The organism is Pseudomonas sp. KCJK9058 (assembly GCF_046230975.1).
Lineage (GTDB): Bacteria > Pseudomonadota > Gammaproteobacteria > Pseudomonadales > Pseudomonadaceae > Aquipseudomonas > Aquipseudomonas alloputida.
In genome coordinates this window covers 66981-83153 of the sequence record NZ_JBJJLR010000021.1, presented here as the reverse complement: position 1 = coordinate 83153, position 16173 = coordinate 66981, and the positions used below count along the sequence as shown (strand labels likewise).

The following is a 16173-nucleotide window of genomic DNA, read 5'->3' as shown; positions in this document are numbered from 1 at the left end:
ACACATGAACATGCTCGACGGGCTGTCACTGCTGCTGGCAGTGGCATTGGCGTTTTATCTGCTGGTGGCGCTGCTGCGCGCCGATCGCAGCTAGGGAGCGGCCATGCACAGTTACGATTTCGCCTTGCTCTTGGCATTCTTTGTCATCGTGCTGCTACCGGCACCCTGGCTCGGGCGGTTCTACTACAAGGTCATGGAAGGCCAGCGTACCTGGCTGACGCCTGTGCTGGGGCCGGTCGAGCAGGGCTGTTACCGGCTGGCGGGTGTGAACGCCAGCCAGGAGCAGAACTGGCGGCAATACACCCTGGCCCTGTTGGCGTTCAACCTGGTCGGCTTCCTGCTGCTGTTCGCCGTGCTGCTGTTGCAGGGCTACCTGCCACTCAACCCACAGCACCTGCCTGGCCAGGAATGGTCGCTGGCGTTCAACACCGCCGTCAGTTTCGTTACCAACACCAACTGGCAGGCTTACAGCGGTGAGGCGTCGGTCAGCTACCTGAGCCAGATGCTTGGCCTGACCGTGCAGAACTTTGTCAGCCCTGCCACCGGCCTGGCCGTGCTGGTTGCCCTGTGCCGCGGTATCGCCCGGCGCAGCGCGACGACGCTGGGCAACTTCTGGGTCGACATGACCCGTGCCACCCTCTACGGCCTGTTGCCGCTGTGCTTGCTGCTGGCGCTGTTGCTGGTGTGGCAGGGCGTACCGCAGACCTTTGCCGACTACGCCCACGCGCTGACCTTGCAAGGTGCCGACCAGACCATTCCGCTGGGGCCGGCCGCCAGCCAGATCGCCATCAAGCAATTGGGTACCAATGGCGGCGGCTTCTTCGGCGTCAACTCGGCGCACCCGTTCGAAAACCCAACGGCCTGGAGCAACCTGTTCGAGGTGGCATCGATCATCCTCATTCCGGTGGCGTTGGTGTTCACCTTCGGTCACTACGTGAAGGACCTGCGTCAGAGCCGCGCCATCCTCGCCTGCATGCTTGCCCTGTTCCTGATCGGCGGTAGCACGGCGCTGTGGTCCGAGCACCAGCCAAACCCGGCCCTGGAAAGCACGCAGGTGCAGCAGACCGCCCCCCTGGAGGGCAAGGAAAGCCGCTTCGGCACCACCGGTTCGGTGCTGTGGGCGGTCACCACCACCGCCGCCTCCAACGGTTCGGTCAACGCCATGCACGACAGCCTGAACCCGCTGACCGGTATGGTGGCGATGGTCAACATGATGGTCGGCGAGGTGATATTCGGCGGCGTCGGCGCGGGCCTCTACGGCATGCTGCTGTTCGTCCTTATCGCGGTGTTCCTGGCCGGGCTGATGATTGGCCGTACCCCGGAATACCTGGGCAAGAAGCTGCAGGCCCGTGAAGTGCAGCTTCTGGTGGCAACCCTGCTGGTGATGCCGGTCGGCGTGCTGGTACTTGGCGCCATCGCCGCCAGCCTGCCCGGCCCGGCCGGGGCGGTCACCAACCCGGGGGCACATGGTTTCAGCCAGTTGCTGTACGCCTATACCTCGGGCTCGGCCAACAACGGCTCGGCCTTTGCCGGGTTTGGCGCCAACACTGTGTACCACAACCTGATGATCGGCCTGGCCATGCTCATCGGCCGCTTCGGCTACATCCTGCCGATACTGGCGTTGGCCGGCAGCCTGGCGGCGAAAAAAAGCGCGCCGCTGGGGCAGAACAGCTTCCCGACTCACGGCCCGCTGTTCACCGGCTTGCTGCTGGTGACCATCCTGCTGGTCGGTGGCCTGACCTTCCTGCCGACCCTGGCCCTTGGGCCAATCGCCGAACACCTTAGCCTGGGTTTTTGAGGACCGATCATGAACATGCCCATTCCTGAAGTGAATAGCCGGCACAATGCCAAGGACCAGACCCGCCTCGCCGCGCTGTGGCGCCCGGCGCTGGTGCAGGCGTTCGTCAAGCTCGACCCGCGTCAGCTCAAGCGCTCCCCGGTAATGCTGGTGGTGGCCCTGACCGCGGTGCTGACCACCGTGCTGTGTTTTGCCCCCGGCGGCGGCGTGAGCACCGGCGTTGCGGTGCAGATTGCCCTGTGGCTGTGGTTCACCGTGTTGTTCGCCAACTTCGCCGAGGCGTTGGCCGAAGGCCGTGGCAAGGCCCGCGCCGACAGCCTCAAGGCCGGCAGCCAGGGCCTGACCGCCCAGCGTCGTCTGCGTGATGGCAGCTACGAGACGGTAGCTGCCAGCGCGCTGCGCAAGGACGACGTGGTACGCGTGGTCGCCGGCGAAATGATCCCCGGCGACGGCGAGGTGATTGAAGGCATTGCGGCCGTCAACGAGGCCGCCATTACCGGCGAGTCCGCGCCGGTAATACGCGAATCAGGTGGCGACCGTTCGGCGGTGACCGGCAATACGCGGCTGGTCTCCGACTGGCTGCTTGTCCGCATCACCAGCAACCCGGGCGAGTCGACCCTGGACCGCATGATCGCCCTGGTTGAAGGGGCCAAGCGGCAGAAGACCCCGAACGAAATCGCCCTCGACATCCTGCTGATCGGCCTGACCCTGATTTTCCTGATCGTGGTGGTGACCTTGCAGCCGTTCGCCCACTTCGTGGGTGGCAGCCTGCCGCTGATCTTCCTGGCCGCGCTGCTGGTGACGCTGATCCCGACCACCATCGGCGGCCTGCTGTCGGCCATCGGTATCGCCGGCATGGACAGGCTGGTACGGCTGAATGTCATTGCCCGCTCGGGCCGCGCCGTCGAGGCGGCCGGGGACGTGCATACGCTGATGCTCGATAAGACCGGCACCATCACCTTCGGTAACCGCCGCTGCAGCGCACTGCATGCTGCACCGGGCATTACCGCCAAGGAGCTGGGGGAGGGCGCCTTGCTGGCCTCGCTGGCCGATGACACCGCTGAAGGCAAATCGATTGTCGAATACCTGCGCCAGTTGCACGACTTTGTCGACCCGCCTGCCGGGCAGTTCGAAGCGGTGGCTTTCAGTGCCGAGACACGCCTGTCGGGCATCGACTTCCAGCAGCACCGGTACCGCAAGGGCGCCGTCGATGCGGTGCTGGCCTTCGTCGGTATGCAACGCCTGGAAATGCCGGCGGCGCTGGCCCGTGAAGTCGAACGCATCGCGCAGAGTGGCGGCACCCCGTTGCTGGTGTGCGTCGACAAGCGTTTGCTGGGTGTGATCCACCTCAAGGACGTGGTCAAGCCTGGCATCCGCGAGCGCTTCGCCGAGCTGCGCAAGCTGGGCATCCGCACGGTGATGGTAACCGGCGACAACCCGTTGACTGCGGCCGCCATCGCCGCCGAAGCGGGGGTAGATGACGTGCTGGCCGAAGCCACGCCCGAGAAGAAGCTGGCGCGCATTCGCCAGGAGCAGAATGACGGCCGCCTGGTTGCCATGTGTGGCGACGGTGCCAACGACGCCCCGGCACTGGCCCAGGCTGACGTAGGCATGGCCATGAACGACGGCACTCAGGCTGCGCGGGAGGCCGCCAACATGGTCGACCTGGACAGCGACCCGACCAAGCTGCTGGACGTAGTCCAGGTCGGCAAGGAGCTGCTGGTCACCCGCGGTGCGTTGACAACGTTCTCCATTGCCAACGACGTGGCCAAATACTTCGCCATCCTGCCGGCGCTGTTCGCTGCCATCTACCCGCAACTGGGTGTGCTCAACCTGATGCAACTGGCCAGCCCGCAGAGCGCCATCCTGTCGGCGATCGTGTTCAACGCGCTGATCATCATCGTGCTGATCCCGCTGGCGCTGCGTGGGGTGCGCGTGCAGGCGGCCAGTGCGGCGCACCTGTTGCGGCGCAACCTGCTGATCTACGGGCTGGGCGGCATTGTGGTGCCGTTTGCCGGGATCAAGCTGATCGACCTGCTGCTCAACGCCCTGAACCTGGTCTGAGGAGGCCGCCATGACTGCTTATCTACGCCCGGCATTGAGCCTGGCTTTGTTGATGACCCTGGTGACGGGCGCCCTGTATCCGCTGGCGGTGACCGGTATTGCCCAAGTCGCTTTCCCGAACCAGGCCAACGGTAGCCTGGTACGCGATGCGCAAGGCCAGGTGCGGGGTTCGGCATTGATCGCCCAGGACTTCCAGGGCGATGGCTGGTTCCACTCGCGGCCCTCGGCAGGTGCCTACGCGACCGTGGCCAGCGGCGCCAGCAACCTGTCGCCGAGCAACCCGGCGCTGGCTGAGCGGGTAAAGGGCGATGCGGCTGCGTTGTATCAGGCGCAGCAGGGGCCAGTGCCGCAGGCGCTGCTGACCACCTCGGGCAGCGGCCTGGACCCGCACTTGCCACCGGAGGCCTTGGCCTATCAGATCCCGCGGGTGGCGGCGGCACGGCAGCTGCCGGTCGAGCGCTTGCAAGCCTTGCTGGAACAGGCCACCCTCCACCCATTGATCGGCCCGCCGGTGGTCAACGTGCTGGCGTTGAACCAGGCCTTGGAAAAGCTTGCCATTGTCAGGTAATCGAAGCGCTGGCAGGAAGCCTGTAGGAGCGGGTTCACCCGCGAATGCGGTGGTGGTGCCACTGACGTATTCGCGGGTAAACCCGCTCCTACACGTTAAGGGGGCTTTCCCTGAAGTGGCCGACTGCTGGAAAAAGCAAAGGATGAAACATGAGTGACTCCGCCCGCGCCGATGCGCTGTTGGCCAACCTCCCACGCACCGGCCGGGGCCGGCTGAAGGTGTTCCTCGGCGCTGCCCCCGGCGTCGGCAAGACCTTCGCCATGCTCCAGGCTGCACACGCCCAGCAACGCCAGGGCGTGCAGGTGTTGGCCGGGGTGGTCGAAACCCATGGCCGCGCCGAAACCGAAGCGTTGCTCGGAGGGCTGCATCAGCAGCCCTTGCTGCGCAGCCAGTACCGTGGCGTCACCCTCGAGGAAATGGACCTTGACGGCCTGCTGCGTGCCGCGCCGGCGTTGGCCCTGGTGGACGAACTGGCCCACACGAACGCCCCCGGCAGCCGCCACGCCAAACGCTGGCAGGACGTACAAGAACTCTTGGCCGCGGGCATCGACGTGTACACCACGGTCAACGTCCAGCACCTGGAAAGCCTCAACGACAAGGTCCGTGACATTACCGGCGTGCAAGTGCGCGAGACCCTGCCGGACTGGGTGCTGCAGGAGGCGTTCGAGCTGGTGCTGATCGACCTGCCTCCGCGAGAGCTGCTCGAACGCCTGCGTGAAGGCAAGGTGTACGTGCCCGAGCAAGCTCGGGCGGCCATCGATGCGTACTTTTCGCAAACCAACCTCACCGCCCTGCGCGAGCTGGCCATGCAGACCGCCGCTGCTCAGGTCGATGCCGACCTGGCCCACGGCTATCGTCAGCGCGGCCAGGAGGCGCCGGCCTTGCGCGGCCGGTTGCTGGTGGGCATAGACGGTGACGACCAGGCCGAACGCCTGGTGCGCCATGCCAGCCGCGTGGCCCAGCGCCGCCACCTGCCCTGGAGCCTGGTGCATGTGGACAACGGCCGCCTGCGTGACGAAACCGCACGGCATCGTTTGCAAGCCGCGCAGCAACTGGCCGAGCGACTGGGCGGGGAGGTGGTGGTGCTGCGGGCTGGGGAAGTGGCCCGCACGCTGATCCAGCATGCTGTCGAGCGGCGGGCCAGCCTGGTGCTGGTCGGGCAGTCCCGCAACCGCCTGCATCGGCGTTTGTTCGGCGCGGGTGTGGCGGCGCGGCTGCTGCGCGAAAGCCGTGGCCTGGAAATCAACGTGCTGGACCGCGACGTGCAGCCGCCAGCGCCGCGTTCAGCTGTGCGGCGGGTGTGGGTGTGGCGTCATTACCTGCTGGCGCTGCTGGCCACCGTGATGGCTGCGGGTCTGGCCTGGGCGGTGTCCAGTGTGCTGGCGCTGCCTAATATCTCGCTGGTGTTCCTGGCGGCGGTGTTGCTGGTCGCAGTGCGCAGTAGCCTGGGACCTGCGCTGGCTTGCGCCGCGCTGTCGTTCCTGGCCTATGACTTCCTGTTCATACCGCCCAACTTCTCGTTCACCATCCAGCGCGAAGAAGACGTGCTGACCCTGGTGTTCTTTCTGTTGATGGCTGCGCTCACCGGCAACCTGGCCGCGCGCCAGCGTCGCCAGTTGCAGGCGCTGCGCGAGACCCAGGCGCAGACCAGCCAGTTGCTCGACCTGTCTCGCCGCTTGACGGTAGCCACCGACCGCCAAGCCATATTCAAGGCTGCCGGCCAGCACCTGGACGGCTGGCAGGACACCCAGGTGTGCTTGCTGGAGCGCAACGCCGAAGGCCAGTTGCAAGTGGCCAGCGGGGAAGCCTGCACCTTCAGCGACACTGAACGGGCGGCTGCCGATTGGGCCTGGCAGCACGGGCAGGCCGCCGGCCACGGCAGCGATACCCTGCCTAATGGCCGCTGGTGGTGGTGGCCATTGGCGGTGGACGATCAGCCGCTGGCGCTGCTGGGCGTGCGCCCGCGCAACGGGCAGCCGCTCAGCGACCCACGGCGGCGCCTGCTCACCGCCCTGGGCCAGCCCCTGGCCCAGGCCCTGGCCCGCGCACGCCTGGCCGAACAGCTGGAAGCCGCACGCCTGCACGGCGAAACCGAGCAACTGCGCAGCGCCCTGCTGGCTTCCGTATCCCATGACTTGCGCACGCCGTTGACCGCCATGCGTGGCAGCATCGACAGCCTGCTGGCGTTGGGCGACGCGATCCCGGCCGAAGACCGTCGCGAGCTGCTGGAGGGCACCCGCAACGAGGCCGAACGCCTCGATCGCTACATCCAGAACCTGCTGGACATGACCCGCCTGGGCCATGGCGGCCTCAAGCTGGCCCGCGACTGGGTGGCCCCGGCGGATATCGTCGGCAGTGCGCTTAACCGCCTGCGGGTGGTGCTGGCGCCGCTGCGTGTGCACACGGACGTGCCGGCCGAGCTGCCATTGCTGTTCGTGCATGCGGCGTTGATCGAGCAGGCACTGGTCAACGTGCTGGAAAACGCCGCACGCTTTTCGCCGGTCAATGGTCGGCTTGAGCTGCAGGTGGCCGTGCATGACGACCAGCTGCGCTTGACCGTCAGCGACCAGGGCCCCGGCATTCCCGTAGCCGACCGCGAGAAAATCTTCGACATGTTCTACACCGCCGCCCGTGGCGATCGCGGCGGGCAGGGTACCGGGCTGGGCCTGGCTATCTGCCAGGGCATGATCGGTGCCCATGGCGGGCAGATTCTGGTGGGCGAAGGCATTGATGGCCAAGGCACCAGCATCACTCTATGCTTGCCGCTGCCTCCTCAACCTGAAGCCGAAAGCGAAACCCCATGAGCCACTCCGCCACCCTGTTGGTCATCGACGATGAACCGCAGATCCGCAAGTTCCTGCGTATCAGCCTGGCCTCGCAAGGCTACAAGGTGCTGGAGGCCGCCACCGGTGCCGAAGGGTTGGCCCAGGCGGCACTGGGCAAGCCGGACCTGGTGGTGCTCGACCTGGGGCTGCCGGACATGGACGGCCAGCAGGTACTGCGTGAGTTGCGCGAATGGAGTGCAGTGCCGGTGATGGTGTTGTCGGTGCGTGCCAGTGAAGTGCAGAAGGTCGATGCGCTGGATGGTGGCGCCAATGACTATGTGACCAAGCCGTTTGGTATCCAGGAGTTTCTCGCGCGCGTGCGGGCGTTGCTGCGCCAGGTGCCACAAGCCGGCGGCTCGGAAGTGGCGGCCAGCTTTGGGCCGCTGACGGTGGATTTTGCCTTCCGCCGGGTGACGCTCGACGGCGTGGAGGTGGCATTGACACGCAAGGAGTATGCTTTGCTGGCGCTATTGGCCGGGCACCCTGGGCGGGTGATTACCCAGCAGCAGTTGCTCAAGGATATCTGGGGGCCGACCCATGCGGAGGATACCCACTACCTGCGCATCGTGGTCGGGCATCTGCGACAGAAGCTGGGCGATGACCCCACGGCGCCGCGGTTCATCATTACCGAGGCGGGGGTTGGCTACAGGCTGGTAGCGCCGACAGCATAACCCGCAGCCCAAAGGGCTGGGCGAACGCCTGCAGGGCCTGGATTCGCGCAAGGGGGTCAGGCCCTGGGTGGCTCCTTCTCGAACAGCTGGCGCATGACTTCCAGGTAGCGTCGCGCGCCCAGGCCCAACGGGCGCGACTTGATCCAGATGATGTCTACCCACAAGCGCAGGCGGCTGGCCATGTTGTCGAAGCGCACCTCGGCCAGTGCGCCCGAGGCAATCAGCGGTTCGACCAATGGCTGCGGCAGGTAGGCCCAGCCCAGCCCGGACTGCACCAGGTCCAGCGTGGCCAGGTAGCTGTCGGTCAGCCAGATGCGCCGGGACAGCACCATGCGCGGGTCCGATCCGGTGGCCTTGCCCGAAGCCACGATGATCTGCCGTTGTTCGGCAAAGGCCTCTTCAGGCAATGGCGTACCGCTGTTCTGCCCGGCCGGATGGCGTGGTGAGGCAACGGCCACCAGCAGTTGGCTGCCGGCTTCGAGGAAGGATTCGCGCTCATCGATGCCGGGCCGTTCGAACACCAATGCCAATTGCACACTGCCGTCATGCAGCAGGCGAATGGCTTCGGTCTGGGTGGCCGAACGTACCTCGACTTCCAGGCTGGGAAATGCCTGGGCGAGGATTTCCAGCGGCTGGCTCCAGCGGCCGGTCTGTAACTCGGGCGCCATGGCGATGGTCAGGCGCTTTTCCAGGCCTTTGTGCAATTGCAAGGCCTGAGCATCCAGCAGGTTGAGTTGGCAGATGACCTGCCTGGCCTGGGGCTCCAGCGCCAGGGCGGCGTTGGTGGGCAAGGCTTTGCGCGTGGCCCGGTCGAACAGGGGCAGGTCCAGTTCCGCTTCCAGTTGGGCGATTGCCATGCTCACGGCTGAGGGCACACGGCCCAGCTTGCGGGCGGCGGCGGAGAACGAGCCGGCATCGAGCACCGCGAGGAAAATCGCCAGGGAGTCGCTGGTAAAGGCCATTGTCAGTAAACCTGATGATGATCATCTTTTATGGCTAAAAATTATGAACATTAATGCACCTGCAGGACAGTCCCCTCAATGGAGAAAAGCGTGCACAGACCAACCGCGTGGCATGTCACCCACTGGAGTAGCGACCCGTTCAGCCTTGGTGCCTACAGTGCCTTGCTGCCTGGAGGGTCGCCGTTGCATCGAAGCGCCCTGGGCCAAGTGCTGCATGGGCGCTTGGTCATCGCTGGAGAAGCTTGTAATGCCAGCGCTCCGGCAATGACTCATGGTGCGTGGAATGATGGGCTGCGTGCCGCCGAGGCAGCCGTGAGTGCCGGTGCGAGCAAGGTGATCGTGATCGGTGCGGGGTGTGCAGGCCTGGCTGCCGCTCAACGCTTGCGGGAAAGGGGTGTCGATTGCACGGTGCTGGAGGCGCGTGGGCGAACGGGTGGGCGCACGCACACTGTCGAGTTGGGCGGCGTGAAAGCAGATGAAGGTGCGGCATGGCTTCAGCATTTTGCCGAGAACCCATTGGCCACTGTTGCACTTCAACATGGCTTGGCTTGCGTCGAGACCGATTTCAGTTGCCCGCTTGCAGCAGCGCGCGGCGGGGCGTTGCCGGATATCGACGCCGCCTGGGATGCCTTGACCAGGCGTCTCGATCGGCAACAGCCTTTGCCTGACGCGATCGATGGCTACATGGCCACACTCGACCCCGCGCTCGCGCGTGCCACGCAGTTCGCCATCGACGCCAACCTTGTACTGGAAGCGTGTTTGCCCGTCGAGCAACTGTCGGTCTGTGCCTTGGATGAAGCGGGGGTCGGGCATGGTGATCGTATGCTGCCAGGCGGCTACAGCGAGCTTGTCGGCTTGCTGTCGAAGCACCTGGATATCCGCCTGAACAGTCCTGTCACCCACATCGACTGGTCGAGCGCGCGCGTCAGGGTGAATGAAGAGGTGTGCGACTTCTGCATTTGCACAGTCCCGGTGGGGGTTCTGAAAACGTTGCACTTTACCCCTGCGTTACCTGAAACACAGCAGGGAGCGTTGGCGCATCTGGGGATGGGCAAGCTGGAGAAAGTGATTCTGCAGTTCGATGAGCGATGGTGGCCGTGCTCACCCTCAGGCTACCTGCGCTGGTACGACGTACCCGCCAGTTGGGGGGAATGGCTGGACCTGACCGATGCTGTCGGCAAGCCCACCATTGCCGGGCTGATTGCCGCCGATGCGATCGAGCGGCAGTTCACCGGGCGCACCGATGAACAGGTGGCCATGGCCGCGTGTGAGGCATTACAGGCGTGGGCCGCAGCCGTCGGGCCCACGCGTTGACACTTACAGGCCTTCGTCCAGCACCCGGTCAATGCTGTCGACAAAGTAGTCCACGCTGGCCCGGCTGGTGCACATCGGTGGCTTGATCTTGAGGATGTTCAGGTAGTCGCCGGTCGGCTGCATGAAGATGCCCAGGTCACGCAGGCGATCGCACAGCATCATGGTTTCTTCGGTGGCCGGCTCCAGGGTGGTGCGGTCGCGCACCAGTTCCAGCCCCAGGTAGAAGCCCGAGCCATGTGCCGCGCCGGCCAGCGGGTGCTTGTCGACCAGCGCCTGCAGGCGTGCCTTGAAGTAGCGCCCGGTGTCACGGGCGTTGTCCCACAGGCCTTCCTCCTGCATGACATCCAGCACCGCCATGCCGATGCGGCAACTGACCGGGCTGCCACCGGCCGAGGAGAAGAAGTAGCCCTCGGCCTCCAGCGCCTCGGCGATTTCGCGACGGGTGATGACCACGCCCAGTGGCTGGCCGTTACCCATGCCCTTGGCCATGGTAATGATGTCCGGCACCACGCCCTGTTCCTCGAAGCCCCAGAAGTACTCCCCCAGGCGGCCATAACCCACCTGCACTTCGTCGGCGATGCACACCCCGCCGCGCGCGCGGACCTTGGCATAGGCTGCGCGCAGGTAGCCTGCGGGCAGCGAGATACCGCCGGCATTGCCGTACACCGGTTCGCAGATGATGCCCGCCAGCTGACGGCCACGGGCGTCGAGGTCAGCCAGCTTGGCGTCGACGTCTTGCAGGTAGTCGGCGGCGCTGTCGGCCCCGCGGAAGCGGCCGCGGAAGGTGTTCGGCGCTTCGACTGGGTGTACCCAGTCCGGGCGGGTTTCCAGGGCTTGCGGGTTGTCGGCGATCGACGTGGAGATGGCATCGGTGGCCACTGACCAGCCGTGGTAGGCCTCCAGCACACTGAGCAGATCGCGCCCGCCACTGTAGGCCCAGGCCAGGCGAATCGCCAGGTCGTTGGCCTCGGTGCCGCTGTTGACCATGAACACCCGGTCGAAACCTTCGGGGGCCAGCTCCAGCAGGCGCTCGGAGAATTCGGTGATTGCTGCGTAATGGAAGCGCGAGTTGGTGTTCAGCAGCGACCACTGCCGCGCCGACTCGGCAACCATGCGTGGATGGCCATGGCCCAGCACCGCGACGTTGTTGAGCATGTCCAGATAGGAACGGCCTTGCATGTCGATCAGGTAGTTGCGCCAGCCACGTTCAATGTGCGGCGGTTGCGCGTAGTAGTGCTTCTGCGAGCGGGCGAAGCTGGCATCGCGGCGGGCCAGCAGCGCTTGCGGATCGGGTAGCGGCTCGGCATCGCAATCGAAGCCCAGCAGGGCGGCCGGTGACGGGCACAGGGCCAGCCAGGCGGCGGCTTGTGACGGCGTGGCGAAGCGCGGCGGCTGGGTGCCATTGTCCAGGCATACCTGCACGCTGAGGAAGCCGCAGCTGCTGCCCAGGGGCTGGCCTTTCTCCACGGCCTGGCCGTCTGCCGGTGCGTCTTCCAGGCCTTGCAGCCACAAAGCCGAATGCGGGGTGCTCAGGCAGCCCCGGCCGTCGCCGCGGTGCTGCCAGGTGCCGGCTGCCGGCGCTTGCACCGGGCTGCCGTTGGGCACATGCAGCTCGACGAAAAGGGCGCAGGTGGCGGGCTCTTCGGGGCGATCGATATGGGTTTGCGACAGGCGGTACTGCCCGTGCAGGCTGCAGGCCGGGGCGGCTTGCGACGTCAGCAGATGCAGGTCGTAACCGGGTTGCTCCCAGTTGCCGGCCTCGAAGTGTTTGCTCAGGACTCCCAGGTCCACCCGTGTGACAGCCTGCCCGGCCAGCTCGGGGAGCAGGGGGGCGCAGTCGCTCCAGTCCGGCGCCGTGGGTTGCAGGCCCGCAGCCTGCAGAATGGCCACCTCCATCAGGGCGAAAGGCACGGCGGTGGCCGTGTCGAAAATTTCCCATTCGTGGGCAATGTTATCGCGGGTGTACTGGTTGCCCGGGTCGACGGTTAGCTGTTGTTCGCTGCTCAGCACCAGCACGGCAGCGCGGTTCACCACCAGCGGCCACAAGGCGCGCAGTTCGGCCTCGGTCAGCGGGTTGAGCGCCTGGTAGGCCTGCACGGCGGGCAGGATGCGCAGTGGGTCGCCCTCGGCGTGGTGCAACAGCGCAGCGCAGGTCACCGACAGGTCGGCGATACGCCAGGTGCGCAGCAGGTCGCCGAAATCGATCACGCCTTGCAGTTGCCACTGACGCTGGGCATCACGGGCCCACACGGTGTTGTCGTCGGTGATGTCCAGGTGCACGGCCTGACTGGGCAGTTGATCGACCAGCGGCAACAGGCGCTCGTTGGCCTGTCGCGTGGCGTGTTCGATGCGGGCGCGCTGCCCGCTGTCCTGCAGCACCGGTAGCAGGTGATCGATCAGTGCTCCGGCATGCTGCGGGTCCCATTGCAAGGTACGCGCAAGGCCCGGGTGATCGAAATGGGCAAGCGCCTTGTCCAGCTTTGCACAGAGCCCGCCCAGTTCAGCCATCAGGCGCGGCTCCATGTGCTTGAGGCGGGTCAGCGGTTGGCCCTCGATGTAGTCGAGCAGGCGCAGGCGCAGTGGTTGCGCGTCGATGTGCAGTTCCAGCAACCCCATGCCGTTGTGGGCTGAGCGCACGGCGGGTACCGGCAAACCTTGATCGCGCAGGAAGGCCAGGGCGGCGTGCTGGGCTTCAAGCTCCAGCTGGGCGTAGCTGCCGTGGCAGGCCTTCAGCACATAGCCACCCTGCGGTGTGACCACGCGAAAGTTCAGGTCTTGCTGGCTGCCCAGTACCGAAAGGTTGCCGGCAAGGCCATAGTGGGCCTGTAGCACGGCGTGTGCCTGGGCTTCGCTCAGCGTTGGGCTGGGCAGGCCGGAGCGCTGGATCAGGGTGGCCAGGGCAGGGGAAGCGGGCTGGTGTTGTGGACTGGACATGGGCTCTACCGTGGGTACTGGGAGTTGACGGCGGAGAATTTATGCCCGATTCGGCTGATGATGGAAGACGATTATTGTCAGAAAAATTGATCACCGCTGCTTGATTCTGTTGGCGTGGCAAGCAGATGGGCTAATTTTCTCGGCTGCCTGGCCCGGCCCTTTCGCGGGCACGCCCGCTCCCACAGGTATTTGCAAGTCTTGAAGATTGTGGTGATCCCGTGGGAGCGGGCGTGCCCGCGAAAGGGGCGGCCCTCACGGCACATTAATCAACCTTGATGCGAAGTCCCGAGGTCATCATCAGGATCGAAGCGGTGATTTGGGTTGCCGCTTCAACGCCTTATGCACCACGCCCGCGGCGCTCGATCTCAAACACGCCGCATGAATCAAGGCGAACACGCCCCCTTTCCCTACGAACCCCCAACCTCCAAAAACGCTGCCTCCAGCAACTGTCGGGTATACGGATGCTGCGGCGCATGGAAGATCGCCTGCGCGTCCCCTTGCTCCACCACATGCCCATGCTTGATCACCATCAACTGGTGACTCAACGCCTTCACCACCGCCAGGTCATGGCTGATGAACAGGTAGGTCAGGTTGTACTTTTGCTGCAGGTTACGCAGCAATTCCACCACCTGCCGCTGTACGGTGCGGTCCAGCGCGGACGTGGGCTCATCCAGCAGAATCAGCGCTGGCTTCAACACCAGCGCCCGGGCAATGGCAATGCGCTGACGCTGCCCGCCGGAAAACTCATGGGGGTAGCGATGGCGCGTGCGGGGGTCCAGGCCTACTTCCTCCAGGGCCGCGATAATCGCCGCTTCCTGTTCCTGCGCGGTGCCAATGCCGTGGATGCGCAGCCCTTCACCGACAATGTCCGCCACGCACATGCGCGGGCTCAGGCTGCCAAACGGGTCCTGGAACACCACCTGCATTTCCCGCCGCAGGGGGCGCACGGCTTTCTGGTTCAGCCCTTCGAGGTTCTGCCCATGGAAGCGAATGCTGCCCTGGCTGGAAATCAGCCGCAAGATCGCCAGGCCCAATGTGGACTTGCCCGACCCGGATTCGCCAACAATGCCCAGCGTCTGGCCCTGGGGCAAGCTGAAGTTGACCCCGTCCACCGCCTTCACATGGTCGACCGTGCGCTGCAGAAAGCCCTTCTTGATCGGGAACCAGACCTTGAGGTCATCCACCTCCAGCAACGGCGCGCCCACCGGATTGTGCGCAGGCAGCCCGCTGGGCTCGGCATTGATCAGCATCTGGGTGTAGTGATGCTGTGGCGAGCTGAACAGCGGGGCGCATTCGGCTTGCTCGACAATTTGCCCGCGCTGCATCACGCACACACGGTGGGCGATGCGGCGCACCAGGTTCAGGTCATGGCTGATCAGCAGCAGGGCCATGCCCATCCGCGCCTGCAATTCCTTGAGCAGCTCGAGGATCTTCAGCTGCACGGTTACATCCAGCGCCGTGGTCGGCTCGTCGGCAATCAGCAGCTCGGGCTCGTTGGCCAGCGCCATGGCAATCATTACCCGCTGGCGCTGGCCGCCCGACAATTCGTGGGGCAGGGCCTTGAGGCGCTTGCGCGGCTCTGGAATGCCGACCATATCCAGCAACTCCAGGGTGCGCGCAGTCGCTTCCTTGCCGGTCAGGCCCTTGTGCAGCAGGAGGATTTCGTTGATCTGCTTCTCGATGCAATGCAGCGGGTTGAGCGAGGTCATCGGCTCCTGGAAGATCATCGCAATGCGGTTGCCGCGAATGCGCTGCAGGGTCTTCTCGCTCTGCTGCAGCAGGTCCTTGCCTTCGTAGCGGATGCTGCCGCTGGGGTGCCTGGCCAGGGGATAGGGCAGCAGGCGCAGGATCGAGTGCGCGGTGACCGATTTGCCCGAGCCACTTTCGCCCACCAGGGCCAGTGTCTCGCCTTTGCGAATATCGAAGCTGACGCCGTCCACCACCCGGTTGACCTGGTCCCCGGTCACGAACTCCACGGCCAGGTCCCGCACTTCGATCAGGTTTTGTTCACTCATGTCACTTCCTCGGGTCGAAGGCGTCGCGGGCGGATTCCCCGATGAACACCAGCAGGCTCAGCATCAGCGCCAGCACGGCAAAGGCGCTGATGCCCAGCCATGGCGCTTGCAGGTTGGACTTGCCCTGCGCCACCAGTTCGCCCAGCGAGGGCGAACCGGCGGGCAGGCCGAAGCCGAGGAAGTCCAGGGCGGTGAGGGTGCCGATGGCGCCGGTGAGGATGAACGGCATGAAGGTCATGGTCGAGATCATGGCGTTGGGCAGGATGTGCCGGTACATGATTGCGCCGTTGCGCATGCCAAGGGCGCGTGCGGCGCGCACGTATTCCAGGTTGCGCCCGCGCAGGAACTCGGCGCGTACCACATCCACCAGGCTCATCCACGAGAACAGCAGCATGATCCCCAGCAGCCACCAGAAGTTGGGCTGCACGAAGCTGGCCAGGATGATCAGCAGGTACAACACAGGCAGGCCGGACCAGATTTCCAGAAAGCGTTGCCCGGCCAGGTCGACCCAGCCACCGTAGAACCCCTGCAGGGCGCCTGCGATGACGCCGACAATGGAGCTGGCCACGGTCAAGGTGAGGGCAAACAGAACCGAGATGCGGAAGCCGTAGATCACCCGCGCCAGCACGTCGCGTCCCTGGTCGTCGGTGCCCAGCCAGTTGTCCGCCGAAGGTGGGGCGGGGGCGGGAACGCGCAGGTCATAGTTGATACTCTGGTAGCTGAACGGAATGGGTGCCCACAGCACGAAGCTGTCTTTCTTCGCCAGCAGTTCGCGGATGTAGGGGCTCTTGTAGTTGGCTTCCAGCGGGAATTCCCCGCCGAAGGTGGTTTCCGGGTAGCGCTTGAACGCCGGGAAGTACCATTGGCCGTCGTAACGTACGGCGATCGGTTTGTCGTTGGCGATCAGTTCGGCGCCCAGGCTCAGCCCGAACAGAATCAGGAACAGCCACAGCGACCACCAGCCACGGCGGTTGGCCTTGAAACGCTCGAAGCGCCGGCGATTGAGGGGGGACAAGGCCATG

At 65.2% G+C, this 16173-nt stretch carries 11 protein-coding genes; 7 read left to right on the top strand and 4 right to left on the bottom strand.

The annotated features are described in order from the left end of the window. The first annotated feature begins 4 nt into the window (after positions 1-4). The 6 genes from kdpF (at position 5) to ACK59Z_RS13665 (ending at position 7926) form a co-directional block, all read left to right on the top strand. Positions 5-94, top strand: a complete 90-nt coding sequence (kdpF, locus tag ACK59Z_RS13690; protein ID WP_003251485.1) for a K(+)-transporting ATPase subunit F — start codon at positions 5-7, stop codon at positions 92-94. A gap of 9 nt (positions 95-103) precedes the next feature. Beyond that, entirely contained in the window at positions 104-1798 is a 1695-nt protein-coding gene (gene kdpA / locus ACK59Z_RS13685; RefSeq protein WP_108191268.1) for a potassium-transporting ATPase subunit KdpA, read from the top strand. A 9-nt stretch (positions 1799-1807) separates the two neighbouring features. After that, entirely contained in the window at positions 1808-3862 is a 2055-nt protein-coding gene (gene kdpB, locus ACK59Z_RS13680) for a potassium-transporting ATPase subunit KdpB (RefSeq protein ID WP_409293210.1), read from the top strand. 10 nt (positions 3863-3872) lie between these two features. Further along, positions 3873-4430: a potassium-transporting ATPase subunit KdpC gene (gene kdpC / locus ACK59Z_RS13675; protein WP_019750856.1), complete on the top strand. Its 558-nt coding sequence runs from the start codon at positions 3873-3875 to the stop codon at positions 4428-4430. Between the two features lie 149 nt (positions 4431-4579). After that, positions 4580-7234: a DUF4118 domain-containing protein gene (locus ACK59Z_RS13670; RefSeq protein WP_409293208.1), complete on the top strand. Its 2655-nt coding sequence runs from the start codon at positions 4580-4582 to the stop codon at positions 7232-7234. Then, positions 7231-7926, top strand: a complete 696-nt coding sequence (locus ACK59Z_RS13665) for a response regulator (protein ID WP_003251475.1) — start codon at positions 7231-7233, stop codon at positions 7924-7926. Before ACK59Z_RS13670 ends, ACK59Z_RS13665 begins: the two co-directional genes overlap by 4 nt. Before the next feature lie 56 nt (positions 7927-7982). On the opposite strand, the gene ACK59Z_RS13660 is transcribed toward ACK59Z_RS13665, so the two are convergent. After that, entirely contained in the window at positions 7983-8888 is a 906-nt protein-coding gene (locus ACK59Z_RS13660; protein ID WP_012051754.1) for a LysR family transcriptional regulator, read from the bottom strand. 78 nt (positions 8889-8966) lie between these two features. Here ACK59Z_RS13660 and ACK59Z_RS13655 point away from each other — a divergent pair, with 78 nt between their 5' ends. After that, on the top strand, positions 8967-10202 hold the full coding sequence (locus ACK59Z_RS13655) for an NAD(P)/FAD-dependent oxidoreductase (protein WP_100774335.1): 1236 nt from the start codon (positions 8967-8969) through the stop codon (positions 10200-10202). 3 nt (positions 10203-10205) lie between these two features. Here ACK59Z_RS13655 and ACK59Z_RS13650 read toward each other — a convergent pair whose 3' ends face one another. The 3 genes from ACK59Z_RS13650 to ACK59Z_RS13640 all read right to left on the bottom strand — a co-directional run bounded on the left by ACK59Z_RS13650 (position 10206) and on the right by ACK59Z_RS13640 (position 16172). Continuing rightward, complete coding sequence (locus ACK59Z_RS13650) at positions 10206-13136, bottom strand: aminotransferase (protein ID WP_409293205.1); 2931 nt, start codon at positions 13134-13136, stop codon at positions 10206-10208. A gap of 407 nt (positions 13137-13543) precedes the next feature. After that, complete coding sequence (locus ACK59Z_RS13645) at positions 13544-15151, bottom strand: ABC transporter ATP-binding protein (protein WP_409293203.1); 1608 nt, start codon at positions 15149-15151, stop codon at positions 13544-13546. 1 nt (position 15152) lies between these two features. Next, positions 15153-16172 carry an ABC transporter permease gene (locus ACK59Z_RS13640; RefSeq protein ID WP_010954919.1) on the bottom strand — a complete coding sequence of 340 codons (1020 nt, stop codon included), beginning with the start codon at positions 16170-16172 and terminating at the stop codon, positions 15153-15155. Position 16173 lies beyond the last annotated feature (1 nt).